8 protein-coding genes are annotated in these 26,444 nt (G+C 62.4%); 6 read left to right on the forward strand and 2 right to left on the reverse strand.

The window, feature by feature from the left end:
- The first annotated feature begins 249 nt into the window (after positions 1 to 249).
- Both ACKLNA_RS23440 and ACKLNA_RS23445 read left to right on the forward strand, forming a co-directional pair.
- Complete coding sequence (locus tag ACKLNA_RS23440; RefSeq protein WP_408987241.1) at positions 250 to 16,482, forward strand: immunoglobulin-like domain-containing protein; 16,233 nt, start codon at positions 250 to 252, stop codon at positions 16,480 to 16,482.
- 148 nt (positions 16,483 to 16,630) lie between these two features.
- Positions 16,631 to 16,969, forward strand: a complete 339-nt coding sequence (locus ACKLNA_RS23445) for a tryptophan synthase subunit beta (protein ID WP_408987242.1) — start codon at positions 16,631 to 16,633, stop codon at positions 16,967 to 16,969.
- A 49-nt stretch (positions 16,970 to 17,018) separates the two neighbouring features.
- Here ACKLNA_RS23445 and lapD read toward each other — a convergent pair whose 3' ends face one another.
- Together lapD and lapG are read right to left on the reverse strand one after the other, a co-directional pair.
- Entirely contained in the window at positions 17,019 to 18,962 is a 1,944-nt protein-coding gene (lapD, locus tag ACKLNA_RS23450; protein ID WP_085712602.1) for a cyclic di-GMP receptor LapD, read from the reverse strand.
- Between the two features lie 14 nt (positions 18,963 to 18,976).
- Positions 18,977 to 19,669, reverse strand: a complete 693-nt coding sequence (lapG, locus tag ACKLNA_RS23455; RefSeq protein WP_119428526.1) for a cysteine protease LapG — start codon at positions 19,667 to 19,669, stop codon at positions 18,977 to 18,979.
- A gap of 195 nt (positions 19,670 to 19,864) precedes the next feature.
- On the opposite strand from lapG, the gene ACKLNA_RS23460 reads away from it, so the two are divergent.
- The 4 genes from ACKLNA_RS23460 (at position 19,865) to ACKLNA_RS23475 (ending at position 26,430) form a co-directional block, all read left to right on the forward strand.
- Positions 19,865 to 20,575: a GntR family transcriptional regulator gene (locus ACKLNA_RS23460; RefSeq protein WP_134828692.1), complete on the forward strand. Its 711-nt coding sequence runs from the start codon at positions 19,865 to 19,867 to the stop codon at positions 20,573 to 20,575.
- 752 nt (positions 20,576 to 21,327) lie between these two features.
- Positions 21,328 to 22,101 carry a DUF3050 domain-containing protein gene (locus tag ACKLNA_RS23465; protein ID WP_408987243.1) on the forward strand — a complete coding sequence of 258 codons (774 nt, stop codon included), beginning with the start codon at positions 21,328 to 21,330 and terminating at the stop codon, positions 22,099 to 22,101.
- A complete protein-coding gene (locus tag ACKLNA_RS23470; protein WP_408987244.1) occupies positions 22,098 to 23,027 on the forward strand; it encodes a diiron oxygenase in 930 nt (309 codons plus the stop codon). The genes ACKLNA_RS23465 and ACKLNA_RS23470 overlap by 4 nt, the downstream gene beginning before the upstream one ends.
- 13 nt (positions 23,028 to 23,040) lie before the next feature.
- Positions 23,041 to 26,430 (forward strand): amino acid adenylation domain-containing protein, encoded by a 3,390-nt coding sequence (locus tag ACKLNA_RS23475; RefSeq protein ID WP_408987245.1) that lies wholly within the window; start codon positions 23,041 to 23,043, stop codon positions 26,428 to 26,430.
- Positions 26,431 to 26,444 lie beyond the last annotated feature (14 nt).

Consider the following 26,444-nt stretch of genomic DNA (forward strand, 5'->3'; position numbering starts at 1 on the left):
TCACATGCTCAAGGGCAAGTCGCCGCGTAAATATCAATGTGACATTAGTGGGGCGATTGTTTAGGATGGCATCCATAAGGTCAATAGTTTGGCATAAAGTTAATAGCGAAAGATTCTAGCCAAAATATTGACGAAGATCAGCGTCAAACTTGATTCACATTTTTTTAAAAGTACGTCCAGACTGAATCGGCGCAGAAAAGCCATCAGGTCTATGGAAGTCAACTGAACGTGACACCCGGAGAGTCTTCAATGAGCAGTGTTGTGGCCATCGTCAAAAGCATTGTCGGTCAGGTTTTCGTGGTGTCCCCAGAGGGCGTCCGTCGCGTACTCGTTGAAGGCGACCGTCTGTTCGCCGGCGATCAGGTCGATACCGGCGTCTCTGGCGCGGTGTCCCTGGAGCTGGCTGATGGCCGCACCCTCGATCTGGGTCGTGACACTCAATGGAGCGCCGACACGCCGGACTCCACCACCGACCTGGCCGAGGCCACTGCGCAGGCCGCGCCGTCCGTTGAAGAACTGCAACAAGCCATTGCCGCCGGTGCCGACCCGACCACCGACCTCGAGGCCACGGCTGCCGGCGCGACCGCCGCAGGCACTGGCGGTGCTGCTGGAGGTGGTCACAGCTTCGTGATGCTCGATGCCACCGCTGGCCGTGTCGACCCGACCATCGGCTTCCCGACGGCGGGTATCAACTCCGGCGGTCAAGCCGCCCAGAACATCACCGGCGGCCAGACCACCGACACCACCACCAACGCCTTGCGCGATTCGACCCTGAGCCTCAGCGCCACGCCGACCATCACCGAAGCCGGCGGCGTGCTGGTGTACACCGCGACCCTGACCCAGGCGCCGCTGACCGACCTGACCGTCACCCTGTCCAATGGCGCGGTGATCGTGATTCCGGCCGGTTCCACCACTGGCACCGTCAATGTGCCGCTGGCCCCGAATGACACGGTCTACAACGACCCGACCCAGATCAACGTGACCGTCACCGGCACCACCGGCGGCAACGGCATTACTGTCACCGTGCCGACCACTCCGGCCGTGACCCAGGTCACCGACACCATCGACACCACCACCGTCACCCTGACGGCGGGCAGCAGCGTCACTGAAGGTGGCCAGATCACCTACACCGCGACCCTGACCAACCCGGCGCAGACGCCGGTCACCGTTACCCTGTCCAACGGATCGACCATCACCATCGGCGCCGGCCAGACCACTGGCACCGTCAACGTTCCGACCGCGCCGAATGATGTCTATAACAACGGCAGCACCGTCACCACCACGATCACCGGTGCCACGGGCGGCAACTTCGAGAATCTGGTGCCGAACCCGACGCCAGCCGTCACCAATATCGTCGATTCGGTCGACACCACCAACCTGACCCTGACCGCGACCGGCACCGTGGTCGAGGGTGGCCAGATCACCTACACCGCGACGTTGACCAACCCGGCGCAGACCCCGGTGACCGTCACCCTGTCGAACGGCTCGACCATCACCATCGAAGCCGGCAAGACCAGCGGCAGCGTCAACGTGCCGACCGCACCGAATGACGTCTACAACAACGGCGGCACCGTCAGCACCACCATTACCGGTGCGACCGGCGGCAACTTCGAGAATCTGGTGCCGAACACCACGCCGGCGACCACCACCGTCACCGACTCCATCGACACCACCAATCTGTCGCTGTCCGCGACCGGTTCCGTGGCTGAAGGTGGCTCGATCGTTTACACCGCGACCCTGACCAACCCGGCCGGCACGCCGGTGACCGTGACGTTGAGCAACGGCTCCGTCATCACCATTGAAGCGGGCAAGACCACCGGCACCGTGACCGTTCCGGCACCGGCCGATGACGTTTACAAGGACGCCGGTAAAGTCGAAGTCAGCATTACCGGCACCACCGGCGGCAATTTCGAGAACCTGGTGCCGAGCACCGTTCCGGCCGTGACCGAAGTCACTGACACCATCGACACCACCACGGTCAAACTCACCGCGACCGAAACTGCAGCCGAAGGCGGCACCGTTACCTACACCGCCACCGTTGGCGCGCCGGTGACCGGTTCGCCTGTGACCGTGACCCTGGCCAATGGTCAACAAATCACCATCGAAGTCGGCAAGACCACCGGTACCGTGACCACCACCGCGCCGAACGATGCGTTGACCGGCAATCCGGCCCTGACCAACTCGATCACTGGCGTGAGCGGCGGCAACTACGAAAACCTCGTAGCCGATAAAACCCCGGTTTCGACTACGGTCACCGATACCGTCGACACCACCAACCTGACCCTGAGCGCCACTGGCTCCGTGGCCGAGGGCGGTTCGATCGTCTACACCGCGACCCTGACCAATGCCGCCGGCTCGCCAGTCACCGTGACCCTGTCCAATGGCGCGGTGATCACCATCGAAGCGGGCAAAACCACTGGCACCGTGACTGTTCCTGCGCCGGCCGATGACGTCTACAAGGACGCCGGCAAGGTCGAAGTCACCATCAAGGATGCGTCCGGCGGCAACTTCGAAAACCTTGTTCCGAGCACTGTCCCGGCGGTTACCGAAGTGACCGATACCATCGACACTTCGACCGTCAAACTGACCGCTGACACCTCGGTCGCTGAAGGCGGCACCGTTACTTACACCGCCACTGTTGGCGCACCGGTCACTGGCTCCCCGGTCACCGTGACCCTGGCCAACGGTCAGACCATCACCATCGAAGTCGGCAAGACCACCGGCAGCGTGACCACCACCGCACCGAACGATGTGCTCAACGGCCACGCGCCGCTGACCAACTCGATCACTGACGTGAGCGGCGGCAATTACGAAAACCTCGTGGCCGACAAGACTCCGGTTTCGACCACGGTCACCGACACCGTCGACACCACCAATCTGACGCTGAGTGCGACCGGCTCCGTGGCTGAAGGCGGCTCGATCGTCTACACCGCCACGCTGACCAACCCGGCGGGCACTCCGGTGACAGTGACCTTGAGCAACGGCTCGGTCATCATCATCGAGGCTGGCAAAACCACTGGTACCGTGACTGTTCCGGCTCCTGCCGATGACGTCTACAAGGACGCCGGCAAGGTTGAAGTCACTATCACCAATACCGCTGGCGGCAGCTTCGAGAACCTGGTGCCAAGCACTGTTCCGGCCGTCACTGAAGTGACTGACACCATCGACACCACCACGGTCAAACTGACCGCGACCGAATCCGCAGCTGAAGGTGGCACTGTCACCTACACCGCTACCGTCGGCGCACCTGTGACCGGCTCGCCAGTGACCGTGACCCTGGCCAATGGTCAGCAGATCACCATCGAAGTCGGCAAGACTACCGGCACCGTCACCACCACCGCGCCGAACGATGCGTTGAACGGTCACGAACCACTGACCAACTCGATCACTGACGTGAGCGGCGGCAATTACGAAAACCTCGTTGCCGACAAGACCCCGGTTTCGACTACCGTCACCGACACCGTAGACACCACTAATCTGACGCTGACCGCGACTGGCTCCGTGGCCGAAGGCGGTTCGATCGTTTACACCGCGACTCTGACCAATCCTGCGGGCACGCCGGTAACCGTGACGTTGAGCAACGGCTCCGTCATCACCATTGAAGCGGGCAAAACCACCGGCACCGTGACCGTTCCGGCTCCGGCCGATGACGTCTACAAAGACGCCGGCAAAGTCGAAGTGACCATCAAGGATGCGTCCGGTGGCAACTTCGAAAACCTGGTGCCGAGCACCGTTCCGGCCGTCACCGAAGTCACCGATACCATCGACACCACCACGGTGAAACTCACCGCGACCGAGTCGGCAGCAGAAGGTGGCACTGTCACTTATACCGCTACCGTTGGCGCGCCAGTGACCGGATCGCCGGTGACCGTGACCCTGGCCAATGGTCAGCAAATCACCATCGAAGTCGGCAAGACCACCGGCACCGTGACCACCACTGCACCGAACGATGCGTTGAACGGTCATGAACCACTGACCAACTCGATCACCGATGTGACCGGTGGCAACTACGAGAATCTGGTTGCTGATAAAACTCCAGTCTCCACCACCGTCACCGACACCATCGACACCACCAACCTGACACTGAGTGCTACCGGTACCGTGGCCGAGGGCGGTTCGATCGTCTACACCGCCACGCTGACCAACCCGGCCGGTACGCCGGTGACCGTAACCTTGAGCAATGGCTCGGTCATTACCATTGAAGCGGGCAAAACCACTGGCACCGTGACTGTTCCTGCGCCGGCCGATGACGTCTACAAGGACGCCGGCAAGGTCGAAGTCACCATCAAGGATGCGTCCGGCGGCAACTTCGAAAACCTTGTTCCAAGCACCGTCCCGGCTGTCACTGAAGTGACTGACACCATCGATACCTCGACGGTGAAGCTGAGCGCCGATACCTCGGTGGCCGAGGGCGGAACCGTCACCTACACCGCGACGGTCAGTGCGCCTGTGACCGGTTCGCCAGTGACTGTCACTTTGGCCAACGGCCAGACCATCACCATCGAAGTCGGCAAGACCACCGGAACCGTCACCACCACCGCACCGAACGATGCGTTGAACGGTCATGAACCGTTGAGCAACTCGATCACCGGCGTGAGTGGCGGCAACTACGAAAACCTCGTGGCTGACAAAACCCCGGTCAGCACCACCGTGACCGACACCGTCGACACCACCAACCTGTCGCTGACCGCGACCGGCACCGTGGCCGAGGGCGGTTCGATTGTTTACACCGCCACCCTGACCAACCCTGCCGGCACCCCGGTGACCGTGACCTTGAGCAACGGCTCCGTCATCACCATTGAAGCGGGCAAAACCACTGGCACCGTGACCGTTCCGGCGCCTGCCGACGATGTCTACAAGGATGCCGGCAAGGTCGAAGTGACCATCAAGGACGCGTCCGGTGGCAACTTCGAAAACCTGGTGCCGAGCACCGTTCCGGCCGTCACCGAAGTCACCGATACCATCGACACCACCACGGTCAAACTGACTGCGACCGAATCCGCAGTTGAAGGTGGCACTGTCACCTACACCGCCACCGTTGGTGCCCCTGTGACCGGCTCGCCAGTGACCGTGACCCTGGCCAATGGTCAGCAGATCACCATCGAAGTCGGTAAAACCACCGGCACCGTCACCACCACAGCGCCGAACGATGCGTTGAACGGTCATGAACCGCTGACCAACTCGATCACTGGCGTGAGCGGTGGCAACTACGAGAATCTGGTGGCTGACAAAACTCCGGTCAGCACCTCCGTGACCGACACCGTCGACACCACCAACCTGACCCTGAGCGCCACTGGTTCTGTCGCCGAAGGCGGTTCGATCGTTTACACCGCCACATTGACCAACCCGGCGGGCACGCCGGTCACCGTGACCCTGTCGAACGGCGCGGTGATCACCATCGAAGCCGGTAAAACCACTGGCACCGTAAGCGTTCCGGCTCCGGCCGATGACGTTTACAAGGATGCGGGCAAGGTCGAAGCGACCATTTCGACGGCTACTGGCGGCAACTTCGAGAACCTGGTGCCAAGCACCGTTCCCGCCGTGACTCAGGTCACCGACACCATCGACACGACGACCGTGAAGCTCACCGCTTCCGAAACCGCTGCCGAAGGTGGCACCGTCACCTACACCGCGACTGTTGGCGCACCTGTGACCGGTTCGCCAGTCACCGTAACCCTGTCCAACGGTCAGTCGATCACCATCGAAGTGGGTAAAACCACTGGCACCGTGACCACCACCGCACCAAACGATGCGTTGAACGGCCATGCACCGCTGACCAACTCGATTACCGACGTGAGCGGCGGCAACTACGAGAATCTGGTAGCCGACAAGACTCCGGTTTCGACCACGGTGACCGATACCGTCGACACCACCAACCTGACCCTGAGTGCCACTGGCTCCGTGGCCGAGGGCGGCTCGATCGTCTACACCGCGACCCTGACCAATCCGGCCGGCACGCCGGTCACCGTGACCCTGTCGAACGGTGCCGTGATCACCATCGAAGCCGGTAAAACCACCGGCACCGTGAGCGTTCCAGCCCCGGCCGATGACGTCTACAAAGACGCCGGCAAGGTCGAAGTCACGATCAAGGACACGTCCGGTGGCAACTTCGAAAACCTGGTGCCAAGCACTGTTCCAGCGGTTACCGAAGTCACCGACACCATCGACACCACCACGGTGAAACTCACCGCGACCGAGTCGGCAGCAGAAGGTGGCACTGTCACTTATACCGCTACCGTTGGCGCGCCAGTGACCGGTTCCCCGGTGACCGTGACCCTGGCCAACGGTCAGTCGATCACCATCGAAGTCGGCAAAACCACCGGCACCGTGACCACCACTGCACCGAACGACGCACTCAACGGTCACGAACCGCTGACCAATTCGATCACCGGCGTAAGCGGCGGCAACTACGAGAACCTCGTAGCCGACAAAACCCCGGTCAGCACCACCGTGACCGACACCGTCGACACCACCAACCTGACGCTGAGCGCGACGCCTGAAGTCAACGAAGGTGGCCAGATCACCTACACCGCGACCCTGACCAACGCCGCCGGCACCCCGGTGACCGTGACGTTGAGCAACGGCGCCGTGATCACCATCGAGGCCGGCAAAACCACCGGCACCGTGACCGTTCCTGCGCCAGCCGACGACGTCTACAAGGACGCCGGCACCGTTGAAACGACCATCAAGGGCGCCACTGGCGGCAACTTTGAAAACCTGGTCACCAGCACGGCCCCGGCGGTCACCACCGTTCACGACACTATCGACACGTCCACCGTGTCGCTGACCGCTACCGCCAACGTCGCCGAAGGCGAAACCGTGGTCTACACCGCGACCGTGACTGCGCCAGTGACCGGCTCGCCGGTCGTGGTGACCCTGTCCAACGGCCAGACCATCACCATCGCCGTGGGCGAGACCACCGGCACCGTGAACTTCGTCGCGCCGAACAGCCCGCTGGCGGGCGGCAGCTCGCTGAGCGTGACCATCGACAAGGCCACCGGTGGCAACTACGAGAACCTGGCGGTCGACAGCAAACCGGCCAACACTTCGGTTTCGGACACGGTCGACACCACCAACCTGAACCTGACCGCCACCGACTCGGTAGCCGAGGGTGGTTCGATTGTCTACACCGCGACCCTGACCAACCCGGCCGGCACCCCGGTAACCGTGACCCTGTCGAACGGCGCGGTGATCACCATCGAAGCCGGCAAGACTACGGGCACCGTGACTGTCCCGGCGCCAGCCGATGACGTTTACAAAGATGCGGGCAAGGTCGAAGCAACTATTTCGACCGTCACCGGCGGCGGTTTCGAGAACCTGGTACCGAGCACCGTTCCGGCCGTGACCAACGTCACCGATACCATCGACACCACAACGGTGAAACTCACCGCGACCGAAACCGCTGCTGAAGGTGGCACCGTCACCTACACCGCGACTGTTGGTGCTCCGGTGACGGGTTCTCCGGTTACCGTGACCTTGGCCAATGGGCAGCAAATCACCATCGAGGTCGGCAAAACCACCGGCACCGTGACCACCACCGCGCCAAATGACGCGCTGAACGGTCACGAGCCGCTGACCAACTCGATCACCGGCGTGAGCGGTGGCAACTACGAGAATCTGGTGGCTGACAAAACTCCGGTCAGCACCACCGTGACCGACACCGTCGACACCACCAACCTGACCCTGAGCGCTACCGGCTCCGTGGCCGAAGGCGGTTCGATCGTCTATACCGCGACCCTGACCAACCCGGCCGGCACGCCAGTCACCGTGACCCTGTCCAACGGCGCTGTCATCACCATCGAAGCCGGTAAGACCACCGGCACCGTAAGCGTTCCGGCTCCGGCCGATGACGTTTACAAGGACGCGGGCAAAGTCGAAGCCACCATTTCGACGGCCACCGGTGGCAACTTCGAGAACCTGGTGCCAAGCACCGTTCCCGCCGTGACTCAGGTCACTGACACCATCGACACCACCACGGTCAAACTGACCGCGACCGAGTCGGCGGCTGAAGGCGGCACCGTTACTTACACCGCGACTGTTGGCGCTCCGGTAACCGGTTCCCCGGTGACTGTGACCCTGTCGAACGGTCAGCAAATCACCATCGAAGTCGGCAAGACCACCGGCACCGTGACCACCACCGCGCCAAACGATGCGTTGAACGGCCATGCACCGCTGACCAACGCGATTACCGACGTCAGCGGCGGCAACTACGAGAACCTGGTCGCCGACAAAACCCCGGTCAGCACCACCGTGACCGACACCATCGACACCACCAACCTGTCGCTGACTGCGACCGGGACCGTGGCCGAAGGTGGTTCGATCGTCTACACCGCGACCCTGACCAACCCGGCCGGCACGCCGGTCACCGTGACGTTGAGCAACGGCGCCGTGATCACCATCGAAGCGGGTAAAACCACCGGCACCGTAACCGTTCCGGCCCCGGCCGATGATGTCTACAAGGATGCCGGCAAAGTCGAAGTCACCATCAAGGATGCAACCGGTGGCAACTTCGAGAACCTCGTTCCGAGCACCGTTCCAGCCGTAACGGAAGTCACCGACACCATCGACACGACGACCGTGAAGCTCACCGCTTCCGAAACCGCCGCCGAAGGTGGCACCGTTACTTACACTGCGACCGTGGGCGCGCCGGTGACTGGCTCGCCAGTGACCGTGACCCTGGCCAACGGTCAGCAGATCACCATCGAAGTGGGTAAAACCACCGGCACCGTGACCACCACGGCACCGAACGATGTGCTGAACGGCCACGCGCCGCTGACCAACGCGATCACCAACGTGAGCGGTGGCAACTACGAGAATCTGGTTGCTGATAAAACTCCGGTCAGCACCACCGTGACCGACACCATCGACACCACCAACCTGTCGCTCACCGCGACCGGCACCGTGGCCGAAGGCGGCTCGATCGTCTACACCGCGACCCTGACCAATCCGGCAGGTACTCCGGTGACCGTGACCCTGTCGAACGGCGCGGTGATCACCATCGAAGCCGGCAAGACCACTGGCACCGTAACCGTTCCGGCGCCAGCCGATGACGTCTACAAGGACGCCGGCACCGTGGAAGCGACAATCAAGTCCGCCACCGGTGGCAACTTCGAAAACCTGGTGACCAGCACTACGCCAGCCGTAACCAATGTCACCGACACCATCGACACCACCACGGTCAAACTGACCGCGACCGAGTCGGCGGCTGAAGGCGGCACCGTTACTTACACCGCGACTGTTGGCGCTCCGGTAACCGGTTCCCCGGTGACCGTAACCCTGTCCAACGGTCAGTCGATCACCATCGAAGTCGGTAAAACCACCGGCACCGTGACCACCACCGCGCCGAACGATGCGTTGACCGGCCACGCGCCGCTGACCAACGCGATCACCAACGTTTCCGGTGGCAACTACGAGAATCTGGTCGCCGACAAGACCCCGGTTTCGACCACGGTCACCGACACTGTCGACACCACCAACCTGACCCTCAGCGCCACCAATTCGGTCGCCGAGGGCGGTTCGATCATCTACACCGCCACACTGACCAACGCTGCGGGCACTCCGGTAACCGTGACCTTGAGCAACGGCGCGGTGATCACCATCGAGGCCGGTAAAACTACGGGCACCGTGACGGTTCCGGCACCGGCCGATGACGTCTACAAGGACGCCGGCACCGTGGAAGCGACGATCAAGTCCGCCACGGGTGGCAACTTCGAAAATCTGGTGACCAGCACGGTTCCTGCGGTGACCCAGGTCACTGACACCATCGACACCACCACGGTGAAACTCACCGCGACCGAGTCGGCGGCTGAAGGCGGGACCGTTACGTACACCGCGACCGTGGGTGCACCTGTCACCGGCTCGCCAGTGACCGTGACCCTGTCCAACGGCCAGACCATCACCATCGAAGTGGGCAAAACCACCGGCACCGTGACCACCACCGCGCCGAACGATGCGCTGACTGGCCACGCGCCGCTGACCAACGCCATCACCAACGTGAGCGGTGGCAACTACGAAAATCTGGTCGCCGACAAGACTCCAGTCAGCACCACTGTGACCGACACCATCGACACCACCAACCTGTCGCTGACCGCGACCGGCACCGTGGCCGAGGGTGGCCAGATCACCTACACCGCGACCCTGACCAACGCCGCTGGCTCGCCAGTGACCGTGACGTTGTCGAACGGCGCGGTGATCACCATCGACGCCGGCAAAACCTCTGGCACCGTCACTGTTCCGGCTCCAGCTGATGACGTCTACAAGGACGCCGGCACCGTACAGGCCACGATCAAATCCGCCACCGGTGGTAACTTCGAAAATCTGGTGACCAGCACCACGCCAGCGGTGACCAGCGTCACCGACACCATCGACACCACCACGGTCAAACTGACCGCGACCGAAACCGCTGCCGAAGGTGGCACCGTCACCTACACCGCGACCGTGGGTGCACCAGTGACCGGCTCGCCAGTGACCGTGACACTGTCGAACGGCCAGACCATCACCATCGAAGTCGGTAAAACCACCGGCACCGTCACCACGACGGCGCCAAACGATGTGCTGACCGGCCACGCGCCGTTGACCAATGCCATCACCAACGTTTCCGGCGGCAACTACGAAAACCTGGTCGCCGACAAAACACCGGTCAGCACCACTGTGACCGACACCATCGACACCACCAACCTGTCGCTGACCGCAACCGGCACCGTGGCCGAAGGTGGCCAGATCACCTACACCGCAACCCTGACCAACGCCGCTGGCTCGCCAGTCACCGTGACCTTGTCGAACGGTGCTGTCATCACCATCGACGCCGGCAAGACCACCGGCACCGTGACCGTTCCTGCGCCGGCCGATGACGTCTACAAGGACGCCGGCAACGTACAGGCCACGATCAAGTCCGCCACCGGTGGCAACTTCGAAAACCTGGTGACCAGCACCACGCCAGCGGTGACCAGCGTCACCGATACCATCGACACCACCACCGTGAAGCTGACCGCGACCGCGACGGCAGCCGAGGGTGGCACCGTCACCTACACCGCCACCGTGGGTGCACCTGTCACCGGCTCGCCAGTGACCGTGACCCTGTCGAACGGTCAGTCGATCACCATCGAAGTCGGCAAGACCACCGGCACCGTCACCACCACCGCGCCGAACGACGTGTTGAATGGTCATGCGCCACTGACTAACGCAATCACCGGTGTAAGCGGCGGCAACTATGAGAATCTGGTCGCCGACAAGACTCCGGTCAGCACCACCGTCACCGACACCATCGACACCACCAACCTGTCCTTGAGCGCCACCAATTCGGTCGCCGAGGGCGGTTCGATCATCTACACCGCCACACTGACCAACGCTGCGGGCACCCCGGTGACCGTGACCTTGAGCAACGGCGCCGTGATCACCATCGACGCTGGTAAAACCACTGGCACCGTGACCGTTCCTGCGCCGGCCGATGACGTCTACAAGGATGCCGGCACTGTTCAGGCAACGATCACCAACGCCACCGGTGGCAACTTCGAAAATCTGGTGACCAGCAACACACCGGCCGTGACCAACGTCACCGACACCATCGACACCACCACCGTGAAGCTGACCGCGACCGCAACAGCGGCCGAGGGCGGCAATGTTGTCTACACCGCGACTGTCGGCGCGCCAGTGACCGGTTCGCCAGTGACCGTGACCCTGTCCAACGGCCAGACCATCACCATCGAAGTCGGCAAGACCACCGGCACCGTGACCACCACCGCGCCGAACGATGCGTTGAACGGCCACGCACCGCTGACCAACGCCATCACCAATGTCAGCGGCGGCAACTACGAAAACCTCGTGGCCGACAAGACTCCGGTCAGCACCACCGTCACCGACACCATCGACACCACCAACCTGTCGCTGACCGCGACCGGCACCGTGGCTGAAGGCGGTTCGATCGTCTACACCGCAACGTTGACCAACGCTGCGGGCACTCCGGTGACCGTGACTCTGAGCAACGGCGCCGTGATCACCATCGATGCCGGCAAAACCACCGGCACCGTGACTGTTCCTGCGCCAGCCGATGACGTTTACAAAGACGCCGGCACCGTTCAGGCCACGATCAAGTCGGCCACCGGTGGCAACTTCGAAAACCTGGTGACCAGCAACACGCCAGCGGTGACCAACGTCACCGACACCATCGACACCACCACCGTGAAGCTGACCGCGACCGCGACAGCGGCCGAGGGTGGCAACGTGGTCTACACCGCAACTGTCGGCGCACCGGTGACCGGTTCGCCAGTGACCGTGACCCTGTCCAACGGCCAGACCATCACGATCGACATCGGCAAGACCACCGGCACCGTCACCACGACTGCACCGAACGACGTGTTGAATGGTCATGCTCCACTGACCAACTCGATCACCAACGTAAGCGGCGGCAACTACGAGAACCTGGTCGCCGACAAGACCCCGGTCAGCACCACCGTGACCGACACCATCGACACCACCAACCTGTCGCTGACCGCGACCGGTACCGTGGCCGAAGGTGGCTCGATCACCTACACCGCGACCCTGACCAACGCGGCAGGCACCCCGGTGACCGTGACCCTGAGCAACGGCTCGGTGATCACCATCGAGGCCGGCAAAACCACTGGCACCGTGACCGTTCCGGCACCGGCCGACGACGTCTACAAAGACGCCGGCACCGTGCAGGCAACCATCACCAACGCCACCGGTGGCAACTTCGAAAACCTGGTGACCAGCAACACGCCAGCGGTGACCAACGTCACCGACACCATCGACACCACCACCGTCAGCATCACCGGCAGCACCTCGGTGACCGAAGGCCAGACCGCGACCTACACCGTCAGCCTGACCCACCCGGCGCAAACCGAAGTGACCCTGAAAATCGTCTACAGCGGCACCGCCGCCGACGGTTCGGACTTCACCGGCGTCTACACCGTGAAGATCCCGGCGGGCGCCAGCAGCGCGCAGTTCAACGTTGCGACCATCGACGACAAGATCACCGAGGGCACCGAGAACTTCGTGGTCAAGATCGACTCGGCCACCGGCGGCAACTTCGAGAACCTGGCGGTCAGCAGCACCAACGGCAGCGTCAGCACCTCGATCATCGACAACGATGCGCCACCGGTCATCGACCTCGACGCCAACAACTCCAGCGGCGCCACCGGGGCCGACTACAAAGTGACCTTCACCGAGAACACCCCGGGCGCGGGTGTGTCGATCGCCGACACCGATATCAAGATCACCGACCCGGACAGCACCATGCTGACCGGCGCGACCATCGTGCTGACCAACCGTCAGGACGGCGATGCGCTGAACCTGGGCAACAGCGTCAACGGCATCACCATCAATGCCAACAGCACCAACGGCACCATTACGCTGACGCTGTCGGGCAACGCGACGCTCGCCGACTACATGCAGGCGATCAAGAACATCACCTTCACCAACAGCAGTGAAGACCCGAGCACCGTGCCACGGATCATCACCGTGACGGTGACCGATGGCGGCAACTACTCCAACGTCGCCACCACCACGGTCAACGTGGTGGCGGTCAACGACGCGCCGGTCGCAGCACCGGTCAACGTCACCGGCACCGAAGACACCCCGCTGATCCTCGGCTGGTCGACCTTCGGCGTCAGCGACGTGGACAGCCCGGCATCGAGCCTGGGCGTGAAAATCACCCAGCTGCCGGGCGAAGGCAAACTGCAGTACCTGGACGGTTCGACCTGGAAAGACGTCGCCACCAACCAGACCTTCAGCAAGGCCGACATCGACGCCGGCAAGCTGCGCTTCCTGCCGGATGCCAACGAATCGGGTGTGAACGGTTATGGCGGCACCGGTCTGGGCAACAACCAGGCTGACTACGCGCAGATCAAGTTCCAGCCAACCGACGGCCAACTGCTGGGCAACACCGGCACGATCAAGATCGACATCACGCCGGTGGCGGATGCGCCGACCCTGTCGGTGGCCGACAACAGCGTGAAGTCCACCGGGCTGGTCAAGGACGTATGGACCGGTCTGTCGGGCCTGGGCACCGACGGCAGCGGCGCCAACTCGACCACCCTGAAAAACGTGATCGACGGCGCAGGCAAACCGAACACCAGCGGCACCGTGACCAATGTGCAGTCCGACGGCAGCGTAGCCGCCGGCACCGCGTCGAAGACGTCCGGCCTGATCTACCTCGAAGCCGGCAAGACCTACACCTTCACCGGCACCGGCGATGACAGCCTGCTGGTGAACATCGGCGGCAAGAACGTGGCCTCCACGACCTGGGGCGCGGGCGGCAACCTCAACGGTTCGTTCACCCCGACCACCAGCGGTTACTACACCCTGGAGATCTACCACCACAACCAGAGCGGCCCGGGCAGCTACGACGTCAACCTGTCGGTCAACGGCGGCACGGCGATCGACCTGAGCAGTGCCGGCGTGCCGATCTACACCGGCGTACAGGACCTGGTGAACTCCGGTGTAACCGTCTCCGACCTGCACGGCACCAACGGCGAAGGCTATTACGACGGCTACAAGCTCAACACCGGCGCCGAAGGCACCACCGTGAAACTGTCGTCGATCAGCACCGCGCTGACCGACACCGACGGTTCGGAAACCCTGAGCATCAAGATCAGCGGCGCACCGGTCGGCTCGGTGCTCAGCGACGGCGCGGGCCACAGCTTCACCGTGACCGCCACCAGCGGCGACGCCAACGTCACCGGCTGGAACCTAGGCAGCCTGACCGTGACCCCGCCGGCCTACTACAACGGCCAGTTCAACCTGACCGTGACCTCGACCTCCACCGAGGCTCTGGGCGGCTCGGCCAGCACCACCGCGACCATTCCGGTCACCGTGGTGCCGGCGGTCTACAACTCGATTGTCGCCACTTCGGCCGACGACACCGTCACCGGCACCGACGGCAACGACATCATCGTCGCTGACATCGGTGGCCTGACCGTGGTGCCGGGCACCAACTACAACATCGCGTTCATGGTCGACAGCTCGGGCAGCATGAGCACCGCGTCGATCAACGCTGCCAAAGACTCGCTGACGTCGGTGTTCAACACCCTCAAGCAGAGCATGGGCAACAACTCGGGTACGGTGAACATCTTCCTGGTGGACTTCGATACCCAGGTCAACAAGTCGGTATCGGTAAACCTCAACGACCCGAACGCGCTGACCAAGCTCAAGGCAGTGCTGGACTCGATGACCTCCGGCGGCGGCACCAACTACGAAGACGTGTTCAAGGCTACGGCCAACTTCTTCCAGAGCGCCGAAGCCGTGGCCAACACCGGGGCGAAGAACCTCACGTACTTCATCACCGACGGCCAGCCGACCTACTACCAGAGCGGCGAACAGACCAACCCGACGCTGTACGGCAACGTGAAGCTCGACGACGTGGTGAAGACCAGCAACTACAAACTGGGCGACAGTTTCAGCACCTACATCGACAGCACGCACTATCTGACCATCAGCACGGCGGGTGCCGTGGTCCTGCAGACGTACAAGAACGGCAGCTGGAACTGGAGCAACGTGGGCACCATCCACGCCCAGGGCGACGGCACCTACGAGCTGTCGAGCCTGGCAGGCTCCGGCAGCAGCACCAGCCAGACCACCACCGACAACGCCAACAGCGCCTTCGCACTGCTGGGCAACCTGTCCAATGTGGAAGCCATCGGGATCAACAGCGGTGTCAGCCTCAACGACCTGAAACCGTACGACACCGATCACAACCCGCAGACCAACATCGATCCGAAGGACCTGGCCAACTCGATCATCGGCCACACCGAAGCGACGATGCCGGGCAACGACACCGTCAACGGTGGCGACGGCAACGACATCCTGTTCGGTGATCTGGTGAGCTTCAACGGCATTGCCGGCGAGGGTTACCAGGCGATGCAGGCGTTTGTCGCGCAGCAGACCGGCGTGGATGTCAGCAAAGTCACCACCAGCAACGTGCACCAGTACATCACCGAGCACTATCAGGCGTTCGATGTGTCCGGTGCCCATGACGGCAACGACACGCTGCTGGGTGGCGCAGGCAATGACATCCTGTTCGGTGGCGGCGGCAATGACGTGCTCGATGGCGGCAAGGGCAATGACATCCTGCTCGGCGGCTCCGGCAACGACACGCTGATCGGCGGCCCGGGCAACGACATCCTGATCGGCGGTTCCGGTGCCGACACCTTCGTCTGGAAAGCAGGCGACACCGGCAACGATGTGATCAAGGACTTCAACGCCAGCGAAGGTGACCGCATCGACCTGCGCGACCTGCTGCAGGGCGAGTCCGGCAGCACCATCGACAACTTCCTGAAGATCACCACGGTCGACGGCGTGTCGTCGCTGCAGGTCAGCTCGGCGGGCAAGTTCAACTCCGCCGATGCGGCTGCCGCGACACCGGACGTGACGATCAAGCTGGAAGGCAACAACTGGTCCACTGCCAACATTCACAACCTGATTGCCGGCAGCGATCCGACCATCAAGGTCGACCACAACAACAGCTGATGCGTGAACAAAACGGCCGCCCCAATGGGGCGGCCGTCACGTTTGCGTCTTTCTTCCCGGTGACGATTGCGTCGCCGCACCGCATACTCCCGTGCAGTTGGCTATGCTGCTGACAGCATGACGCCGGTCCATTTCCGAGGGATGCTCAATGTTTTACGTGCAACGCGATGCACAGGGTCAGTTGGTTCGCGTGGAAGCTGCGGCCTGGGCCGAGGCCACGGAAACGCTGCCCGCCGACCACCATGAAATCCAGGCCTGGTTTGCCAACGCGGCCGTGGAAAACAGCCTCAAGCAGCTCAAGCAGAGCGACCTGGAGATGATCCGGGTACTCGACGACCTGATTCAGGTCCTGACCCAGAAAGGCGTGATCCGCGTCACCGACCTGCCGCCGGCGGCCCAGGCCAAGTTGATGGACCGGACCCAGGTCCGGGAAGCGTTGGGCGGTTTGAGCCAGTTGATCGATGATGAAGAGACAGGGTTGATCTGATCTTTTTGTCTTGCCCGTTCCCGCGCTGCGCGTGCGAACGGGCAATTCATCACCAGGGTTTCGGCTCGCCGAACAGCTGCCCCTGAACCCCATACAACCCCATCTCGCGAATCACCGACAACTCCCCTTCCGTTTCGACCCGCTCGGCAATCAGCGGCAGATCGATGCTGTGCGCGGCCCGCTGGATGGCCTCGATGAACAGACGCTTGTCGCTCTCCTGGTCGATCGCGCGGATGTAGCTGCCATCGATCTTCAGGTACGCCAGCCCCAGCCGCGCCAGGTTGCCGATCATGCTGAAACGGCCACCGAAGCGTTGCAGGCTCAGGGAGAAACCGAGTTCGCGCAAACGTCGGGTCAACTGTTCCAGCACCGCTTGTTCCGGCAGTTGCTCCTCGCCGATTTCCAGGGTCAGGCGCGGCCCCAGATTGGAATGCGAGCGCAGAATTTCGAAGACTTTGTTCAGCGCCTGCGGATCGGCCAGGGTCGCCGAAGACAGGTTCAGCGCCAGGGATTCTTCATGGCCGGCCATTTGCTCCAGCACCCGCTCGAGCATCAGCCGGTCCAGCCGTGCGGTCCAGCCAAAGCGCTCCAGCCACGGCAGGAAGCGCCCGGCGGGAATGGTCTGGCCCTGTTCGTCGAGCAGGCGCGACAGCACTTTGTAATGCAGCACCAGTTGCGTGTCCTGCGCTGCGACTACCGGCTGGAAGAACAACTCGAAACGCCGCTGATTCAGCGCCTGATCGAGCAGGCGGTGCCAGGCGTGGTGATCGTCGCCAACGTCCGCCACCAGGCTTTGGTCGAGGCACGCCCAGTTCTGCTCGCCCTGACCTTCGGCCTGAGCCAGGGCCTGATCGCCGAGGCTGAGTACCGCTTGTGGGGAATCGCCGTGGGCGAACGGTGCCACGCCGATGGAGGCCACGGCGGCCACGTCGGTGGCGCCCGTCGCATGCAGGCTGCCCAGGGCGCTGTCGAGGTTCTGCGCCAGTTGCAGCGCTTCTTCGCGAGTCAGTCCCGGCGCCAGCACGGCGAATTCACCGCCACGGATACGGGTCACGAGGTTCTGGGTTTCCGGGTATTTGGCGCACTCGCGAGAGAGTTGCTGGCCGACCGCTTTCAACAATTCATCGGTGCGCTGACCGCCGAGACGCTGATTCAGCCCGGCCAGATCCTTGACCCGAAGCAACAGCAAGTAACCTGAGCTGGCCTGCTCCGGGTTGCTCACCCGGGCGTTCAGTTGCATCTCGAAGTAGCGCCGGTTGGCCAGCCCGGTGAGGTTGTCCTGATAGGACTCGGTGCGCAGTTTTTCACTGCGCTCGGCCTGCTCCTGGAACAGCGCCTTGAGCTTCTCGACCATCTGGTTCATGGCCAGCACTACGCGACGCAGTTCAGGCGTGCGCGGCAGGTCCGGCAGGCTGAGGAATTCGCGACGGGCGATGGCGTGGGATTGCTTGACCATGTAGTCCAGCGGCCTCAGTTGCCGACGCAGCAGCAGCGCGCCCAGCACCGCACTCACCGCACCGCAGACCAGCAACCAGCCCAGGCTGCCGAGTGCGCTCTGCCAGAGTTTGGCCAGGGCGAACATCGGGTGGCTGACCACCTCGACCCGCGCCGCCTGTTCCCAGCCACGGCTGACCAGTGCATCGCCGCCGGCCGGCTCCAGGCCGATCAGTTTGACGAACCAGTCCGGCACGTTGGTGACGGCGGGAATGCCACTGCGCTCGACGATGGTCTGGTCGGTCTTCAGATCGACCACGCGGATGCTCGAGTAATAACCGCTGTCGAAGATCGAACTGACCAGCAGCTCGACCATCGCCGGGTCGTCGATATTCGGCGTCAGCGACAACGCCAGCGCCGTGGCGGCGTCCTGGGCGTGGGAGCGCAACTGGTTGACGTACTGGGTGCGCGAGCTCTCCAGGCTGACCATGAAGCTGCCGGTGAAAGCAACCACGAGGAACAGACAGATAGCGATCAACAGCTGTTTGAACAAGGACATCTGAGCGCGTGCTCCTAGTTAGTCGTCTCGACCGGGAATCCTTCGGCCTGCATTTTTTTCAACACATCCTGCCAGCGTGACAGGCGTTTGGTGTCGCCGACCTTTTTGTTGCCCTTGGCCCCCGGCAGGTACAGACCTTCGGCATTGAAAGAGTAGACCGGCAGCAAATCGGTTCGCTCGGACGCCGGCTTGATCGGGTCGATCAGGCTGTCGAGTACCAGCGGCATGGCGTCGGGACTGGAATAGTAGGTCAACACCATGTGCGCGCGGTTCTGGCGCAGGGCCTTGACGTAGGTGATGCGCAACTTGTCACTGGCCACGCCGAGGTGGCGCAGGCTGAAATACTTGGCGATCGCGTAGTCTTCGCAGTCACCGGCGCCTTTCCACAAGGCTTCGATGGGGGTCTCCCAATAATCGACCTGGCCCCACAGGTCGATGTCCTCGACGTAGCGCATCTGTTTGTTGAAAAACAGGTTCACCACTTTGAGCTTTTCCATTTCACTGACCTGCTTCTGGGTGGCCAGCAGATTCTGCCAGGCATCGATCCGTTGTTGCCCGGCGCCCAGCGGTCCGTACAATGCCGTGGCCTTGCGGCTGATCGCGGAAAAATCCCAATCGGCATGCAGACCGCCCAGCATGACGCCGGCCAGCAGCAGCGCGCAGGCAAGCCAGCGCGCAATCCGGGGAATCGCGAAACGTACCGCCAATGCAAGGCATCCAGGGCAGGAGGAAAGGCGTTTGATGGTGAAGGTTAGCCGAGCAAAAAACAATGGCACCCTGAGATCATCGCCCGCGCGCTAAACTTCAGATGTGACAGGGTTCTTCTACACGGTTTGACAACCTGTAGAGCAATCACTAGTGTCCTTTGGATCCAAATTCCGCAGTCAACAGGGTGTGCAGTTGTGACCCAAAAGCCCAAGCCACTCCACAGCATCAAAGTCGAAGGGCCGATTCCGGCGCATCTGGCGCGCTCGGTCATTGAAGAAACCCTGCGCTCGGCGATTCTCGACGGGCGCCTGCCGTGCGGTACCGCCGTGCGCCAGCAAGACCTGGCGGACCTGTTCGGCGTCAGCCGCATGCCGGTACGCGAAGCATTGCGTCAGCTCGAAGCCCAGGGCCTGTTGAGCGTGGTTGCCCACAAAGGCGCCGTGGTAGCGCCACTGATCCAGGGCGACGCGACCGAAACCTATGAGCTGCGCATCCTGCTGGAATCCGAAGCCCTGCGCCAATCGATCCCGCTGCTGACCAGCGCCGATCACGAGCGCGCCGCCGGCTACATCGAAGAGCTGGAAACCGAGCACGACTACACCGAAATCGGCCGGCTCAACCGCCTGTTCCACATGACGCTTTACAGCAAATCCCCGAACGGCCGATTGCTGCGGCTGGTCGAGGACGGTTTGAACGAAGAGGAACGCTTCCTGCGCTTCAACCTTGAGGCCATGGGCCTGGGCAAGATCTCCCAGGACGATCACCGCGCTCTGCTGCAAGCCGTGCAGCAACGGGACACCCCGCTCGCAGTGGCGTTGCTGGAGCAGCACCTCAACCGCGGTGTCGAGGTCATCACCCGTTACCTCGCCAGCCCCGCCGCACAAAACCGCAAGACAGCCCGCTGATTCCCCCCTTCCGGGTGAGCTCCCGCTCACCCGGCGAATAACCCGCTTACAAATCCCCACGCCAGTCACGCTCAATTGCCGTGGCACTTCGGCGCCTTCGCTCTAACCTCCCCCCTGCTTTGGACAGCCCGGAAATTGCACCGCAAGGAAGTCATTTTCGACGATAGCCGCGGCGCCGATTTACGCGCACCCTTGAATCGCCAACCCAAATAGAACGGGGACGCGCCGCCCCGGCAGCAGTCTCCGCAACAGGAACCTACGGAAGGAGCCTTGTCACGGGAAAAGGAAGATTCGCCGCCGTATCAGGCCAACTTCATCCCCTCAGATCATTTCAATTACTTACTTCAAAAGTTGCTTTGAGTGAGGCATTCACTCTTGTTATTCAATTTTGGCCTTTAAATGCCGAAAGGAGCAACTACGCCCAAATAAAACTTAAATTAAAAGTTTTATCAGCCTCGCTCATACTTGAAAAACAGCAAACTTAAATTAATTAAAAATATACTTGTTAAGTTGTTTTGCGATGTATTAGTTTTTCTACGCCGGGTTTTGTACCGAACCGAAAACCGACAAGCTCCAACAACATGGCCTGCTGCACGTCAGTCTTTTCTGGCGTTCCGATGTACCAGGCCTCTCCATACAACTTCAACTTTCATCGAAACGAATGAGGCTATCGCTCGCCTGGAAACTATATCCAACGTTGTTAGCCATTGATTGAGCAGTCCCTATATCCCTATAAGCCAGAGGCTCGCATCATGCCAACTAAAGAACAACTCGCCCAAAAGAAAGCCGAACTCAGCGTTCACCCGATCTTCTCCGAAATCGATTCGCTGTCGGTGTTGCGGCGCTTCATGGAATCCCATGTATTTGCCGTATGGGATTTCATGTCGCTGACCAAACGGCTGCAACAGGAACTGACCTGCACCCGACTGCCGTGGCTGCCGCCGCGCGATCCCCATGCCGCACGATTGATCAATGAAATCGTGCTTGGCGAAGAGTCGGACGATCGGCTGTCTCACGGGCATTACAGTCATTTCGAGTTGTACCTGGATGCGATGCGCGAAGTCGGTGCGAGCACCACGGCGGTGGAGCGCTTTGTTGCGTTGCAACAAGAGGGCGTGAGCTATGACGTCGCGCTGCAAAGTGTCGAGGTCGACCCGGCCGCCGCGCAGTTCGTCCGCGACACCTTGCACACCGCGCTGCATGCACCGGGGCACAGTGTCGCCGCCGCCTTTCTGCATGGCCGCGAGAGCGTGATCCCGACCATGTTCCAGCGCATGCTCGATGCCTGGGGTATCGGTGTCGAACAGGCGCCGACCTTCCGTTACTACCTGGAGCGACACATCGAAGTCGACTCCGAAGACCACGGCCCGGCTGCCGAGCAACTGCTGGAGCGCCTGGTCGATGGCGATCCGCAGCGTGAGGCCGAGGTCTATGCCAGCGCCATCGCCGCCGTGGAAAGCCGCATCGCCCTGTGGGACGGCCTGCGCCTGAGCATGCGCGAGCCGCTGGCGGAGGTGGCCGAATGAACGCCGCCGACTACCAATCCTTCGCCGACGCCTGGGAAAGCCGCGCCACCATCCGCACCCGGCCGCGCCGCGTGCTGGAGGACGACACGCGGCTGATCTATCCGCTCAGCCGCCAACCCATGGTGCTCAGTGAAACCTTCCTGCGCGAATGCCCGGATCAGCGTGATTTTGCCCTGGTGCAGACGCTGTACAAGTTCATCAACGACGTGGTGATTTTCGAGACCGAGATCGTCGACAAGACCGCCCGCAGCATCGCCAAGAATCGCTTCGCCGTGGCGTTTCCGTTCGCCTGTCGCTACGACGCCATGACCGTGGTCGTGGACGAGGATTACCACGCGCTGGTGGCGATGGATTTCATGCAGCAGACCGTGGCCATGACCGGCATCGAGCCCATCGAGCTGCCGAATGAAATCGAACTGAGCCGGGCGATTCCGGCCGCCGTCGAACTGGCCCCGGAACACCTGCGCAGCGCCGTGGAGCTGATCTGCGTGGCCATCGCCGAAAACACCGTGACTGGCGATGTCGCGGCGTTCGCCCGGGACGACACGGTCAAGCCATCGATCAAGGGCCTGATGGCCGATCACTTGCTCGACGAGGGTCGCCATTCGAGTTTCTGGGCGCGGATGGTGCGCATCTACTGGCACACCGCGAGCGATGCGGATCGCGAATGCATCGCGCAGATCCTGCCGGTGTTCATCGGCCACTACCTGACCAACGACATCCAGAAGTCGTTCGACCTGCGCCTGATCGATGCCTTGCCGGTCAACGATGCCACCCGCCGCGCACTGAAGGACGAGATGGCCGGGCTGGCCTTCCCGATCAATCGCCACCACCCGCTGGTGGGCAACATCGTGCGCTTTTTCCACAGCAGCTCACTGCTCGACACACCGTGCGTACAGCACGCCCTGCGCGACTACCTGGTTTGACACGGAGGCTGACATGAGACGTCTCGACATTTTGCTGAAGGGCCGCAGCCAGGCCTTGACCGACCTGGCGCTGGAGCTCGAACAACACGGTCATTCATTGCTGTCGGAAGCGGCTCCGTCGATGGATCTGGTGATCGACGACGGCAGTCTCGCGCCACAAAACTACGGCACGACACCGAACCTGACCTTGCGTCTGGGCATCGGTGCAACGGGCGCCAGCGGACTGCCGGTGCTCGATCTGCTGTGCCTCTGCGACTCGACACTGCTGAGCCGCGTGCCCATCGCCGACGAACCCTCCGGCAACGGTCAGGCCCTGCGCCAGCGAACACTCGCGCTGGTGGTGGACGAAGTGGCGCTGCTGGTCAGCCGTTTTTCCCGTGATGCCGAATATTTTCAGCACGCGGAGACAGCCTGGGCGCCGGACTTCGAGCAAGTGGAAAACCTGCTGTTTCTCGACAGCCTGGCCTATGTGCATCGCTTCAACGCCACGGCCAGTCCGGCCTTGCTGCAACAGGCGCAGATTCCGGTGATCGAGCGCCTGCAAGAAAGCCTGATCGAGCATGCCGAACGCCCGGCGCTGCACCTCGCCGAGCAGTCGATCAGCTATCGCCAGTTGCATGATCACAGCCGGGCGATCCAGCAGCAGTTGCTGGCAATGCTGGAGGCGCATCCGCAACCGTGGGTGGTGGGGATTTGCCTGCCGAAATGCGATGCGCTGTTTGCTTCGATCCTGGCGATTCTCGGCAGCGGCGCGGTGTATCTGCCGCTGGAGCCAAGCCATCCGCTTCAGCGCCAGCAGTACATTCTGGAAAACGCCGGAGCGGTGTTGCTGCTGCACGACGGCGAACATCCGCTGAGCGGTTCGATGCCGGGGCTGGATGTCTGCCGCATCGACCGCACTGAAGTCGATCCGGCGCTACCGCTGATGCTTCACCGGCCCGAGCTCGATGCACCGTGCATGGCGCTCTACACCTCCGGCACTACCGGGCATCCAAAGGGTGTGCTGCTGAGTCAGGCGAACCTCGCGCACTTCACAGCCTGGTACGCCGATTACGTGCAGTTGCACGCCGAGAGCCGGGTGCTGCAGTTCTCGTCGCTGAGTTTTGACTCGTCGCTGATCGACATCTTCCCGACCCTGCTCGAAGGCGCGGAACTGGTGGTGCCCGATGACAACCAGCGCCGCGATCCGCTGCAACTGGTGGCGTTGATCCGCCGCCGACAGTTGACTCACGCGTTCCTGCCGCCAGCACTGCTGAGCATCCTGCCGCTGGAGCAACTGCAAAGCGTCGGGCAGATCATGACCGGCGGCGATGTCTGCGAGCCGTTCGTGATCGAGCAACTGACGCGCCAGGGCAAGCTGCACAACCTCTACGGCCCCACCGAAGCCACGGTGCTGATTACCGCGCGGCAACTGCAACCGGGCGACAGCAATCGCACCCTCGGCGGGCCGATTGCCAACAGTCAGGTGCTGATCCTCGATGACGATCTGCAACCGGTGCCGGAGCAAACCGTCGGCGAGCTGTTCATCGTCGGCCCCGGTGTGTGCCTGGGTTACCTGAACAATCCGCAGCAGACCGCCGAGCGCTATCTGGACCTGGCGCTGCCGGACGGGCAGCGTCTGCGCGCCTACCGCAGCGGCGACATGGCCAAGTGGGGCGAGGACGGCATCGAGCTGTGCGGACGCCGCGACAATCAGGTGAAAATCCGCGGCTTCCGGGTCGAGCCGGAAGAAATCGAACGGTGCCTGCGCGAGAGCCAGCTGTATCGGCAGATCGCCGTGGTGATCGACAGTCAGCGGCGGATTCTGGCGTTCCTCGCCCAGCCGCAATCGGACACCGCCCGCGAGGCTTTAAGAGCTCACGCGCAACAGTTCTTGCCCGACTACATGCAACCGGTAGCGTGGACGGAATTGCCGAACATGCCGTTCGCCGCCAACGGCAAAGTCGACCGCAAGGCCTTGCTGGAGCTGCCGGTCAGCGTGCAGGACAGCGGCCTCAAATGCCTGCCGGCCAACGCCGATGAAGCGCTGCTGCTGGAGATCTGGGGCGAGTTGCTGGAACTGCCGACCAGCGACATTTCCACCGACGAAAGCTTCTTCAATCTCGGCGGTCACTCGATTCTGCTGTCGCGCATGCTCCTGCGTCTGCGGGAGGAGTTCGGTCGCAGCATCTCGATCAACCGCTTCATCGAACTGCCGACCATCGCCAAGCTCGCCACGCTGGTGCGCGGCAACGATGACAGCGCGGTGCTCAGCGCCCAGGCCATGGCCGACGCCGAGCGACCGCTGGACATCGAGCCGTTACCGATCAGCCGCATGGGCGATGTACACAAGGTGATCGTCACCGGCGCCAACAGTTTTGTCGGCGTGCACATCGTCGAGGCGTTGCTGGGATGGGGCGCCAGCGAGGTGGCGTGTCTGGTGCGCGATGGCGGCGGGCAAACGGCGGCGCAGCGTTTTGCCCAATCGTTGCGAGAGAACCGGCTGGAGCATCTGGATCTGAGTCGGGTGCGGGTCTATTCGGCGGACATCACCCGGCCGCAACTGGGCCTGGCCGATGAAGATTTCGAGCGACTGGATCGCGAGTTCGGCGCTCTGGTGCACAACGCGGCGAACGTCAATCACGTTCTCGATTACGAGTCGCTGGCGGCGGACAACGTCGAGCCGATTTTCGAACTGCTGCGTCTGTGTGAAGGGCGCAGCAAGAAGGTGTTCAATTTTGTCTCGACGCTGTCGGCGTCCAGCACCGTGGACGACGCAGGCCGGGTGCTGGAACTGCCCGCCGCCCCGACACCGCCGATCTACATCCGCAACGGCTACAACCTGTCGAAGTGGGTCGGCGAACGCATCCTCGAACGGGCTCGGGAACGTGGGGTGCGGGTCAATCTGTATCGGCCCGGCAACATCAGTTTCAACAGCCTCAGCGGTGTCTGCCAACCGCACAAGAACCGCTTGATGCTAATGCTCAAGGGCTCGATCCAGCTCGGGCAGGTGCCGGCCTTCGCGCTGAATTTCGACCTGATGCCGGTGGATTTTCTCGCCCGTTTCATCGCCTTCCACGCCAGCCGTTATTCGGCCGAACGGGCGGTGTTCAACCTGCACAACCCGGAGCCCCTGAGCTGGGATGCCTACGTCGCTTCGTTCCGTGAAACCGGCAGCGAGTTTGCGCTGGTCAGCGTCGCCGACTGGCAACAGCAACTGGGCCGGGTCGATGCCGACAACGCGCTGTTCGGCGTGCTCGGTTTCTACCTCAACGGCTTTGAGGAAGACATCGGCGATATCTCCCTGATCGGCCACGCCAACGCCCAGGCCGGCGTGCAGCAGATGGGCGCGCATTACCCGGAAAAATCCCCGGCGCTGCTGCGTCGCGGCTGCGACTACCTGAAAGAAATCAACTTCATCTGACTCATCAACCAAGG

Origin of the sequence: Pseudomonas sp. UV AK001 (assembly GCF_046097675.1) — a bacterium.
Classification (GTDB): Bacteria; Pseudomonadota; Gammaproteobacteria; order Pseudomonadales; family Pseudomonadaceae; genus Aquipseudomonas; species Aquipseudomonas kribbensis.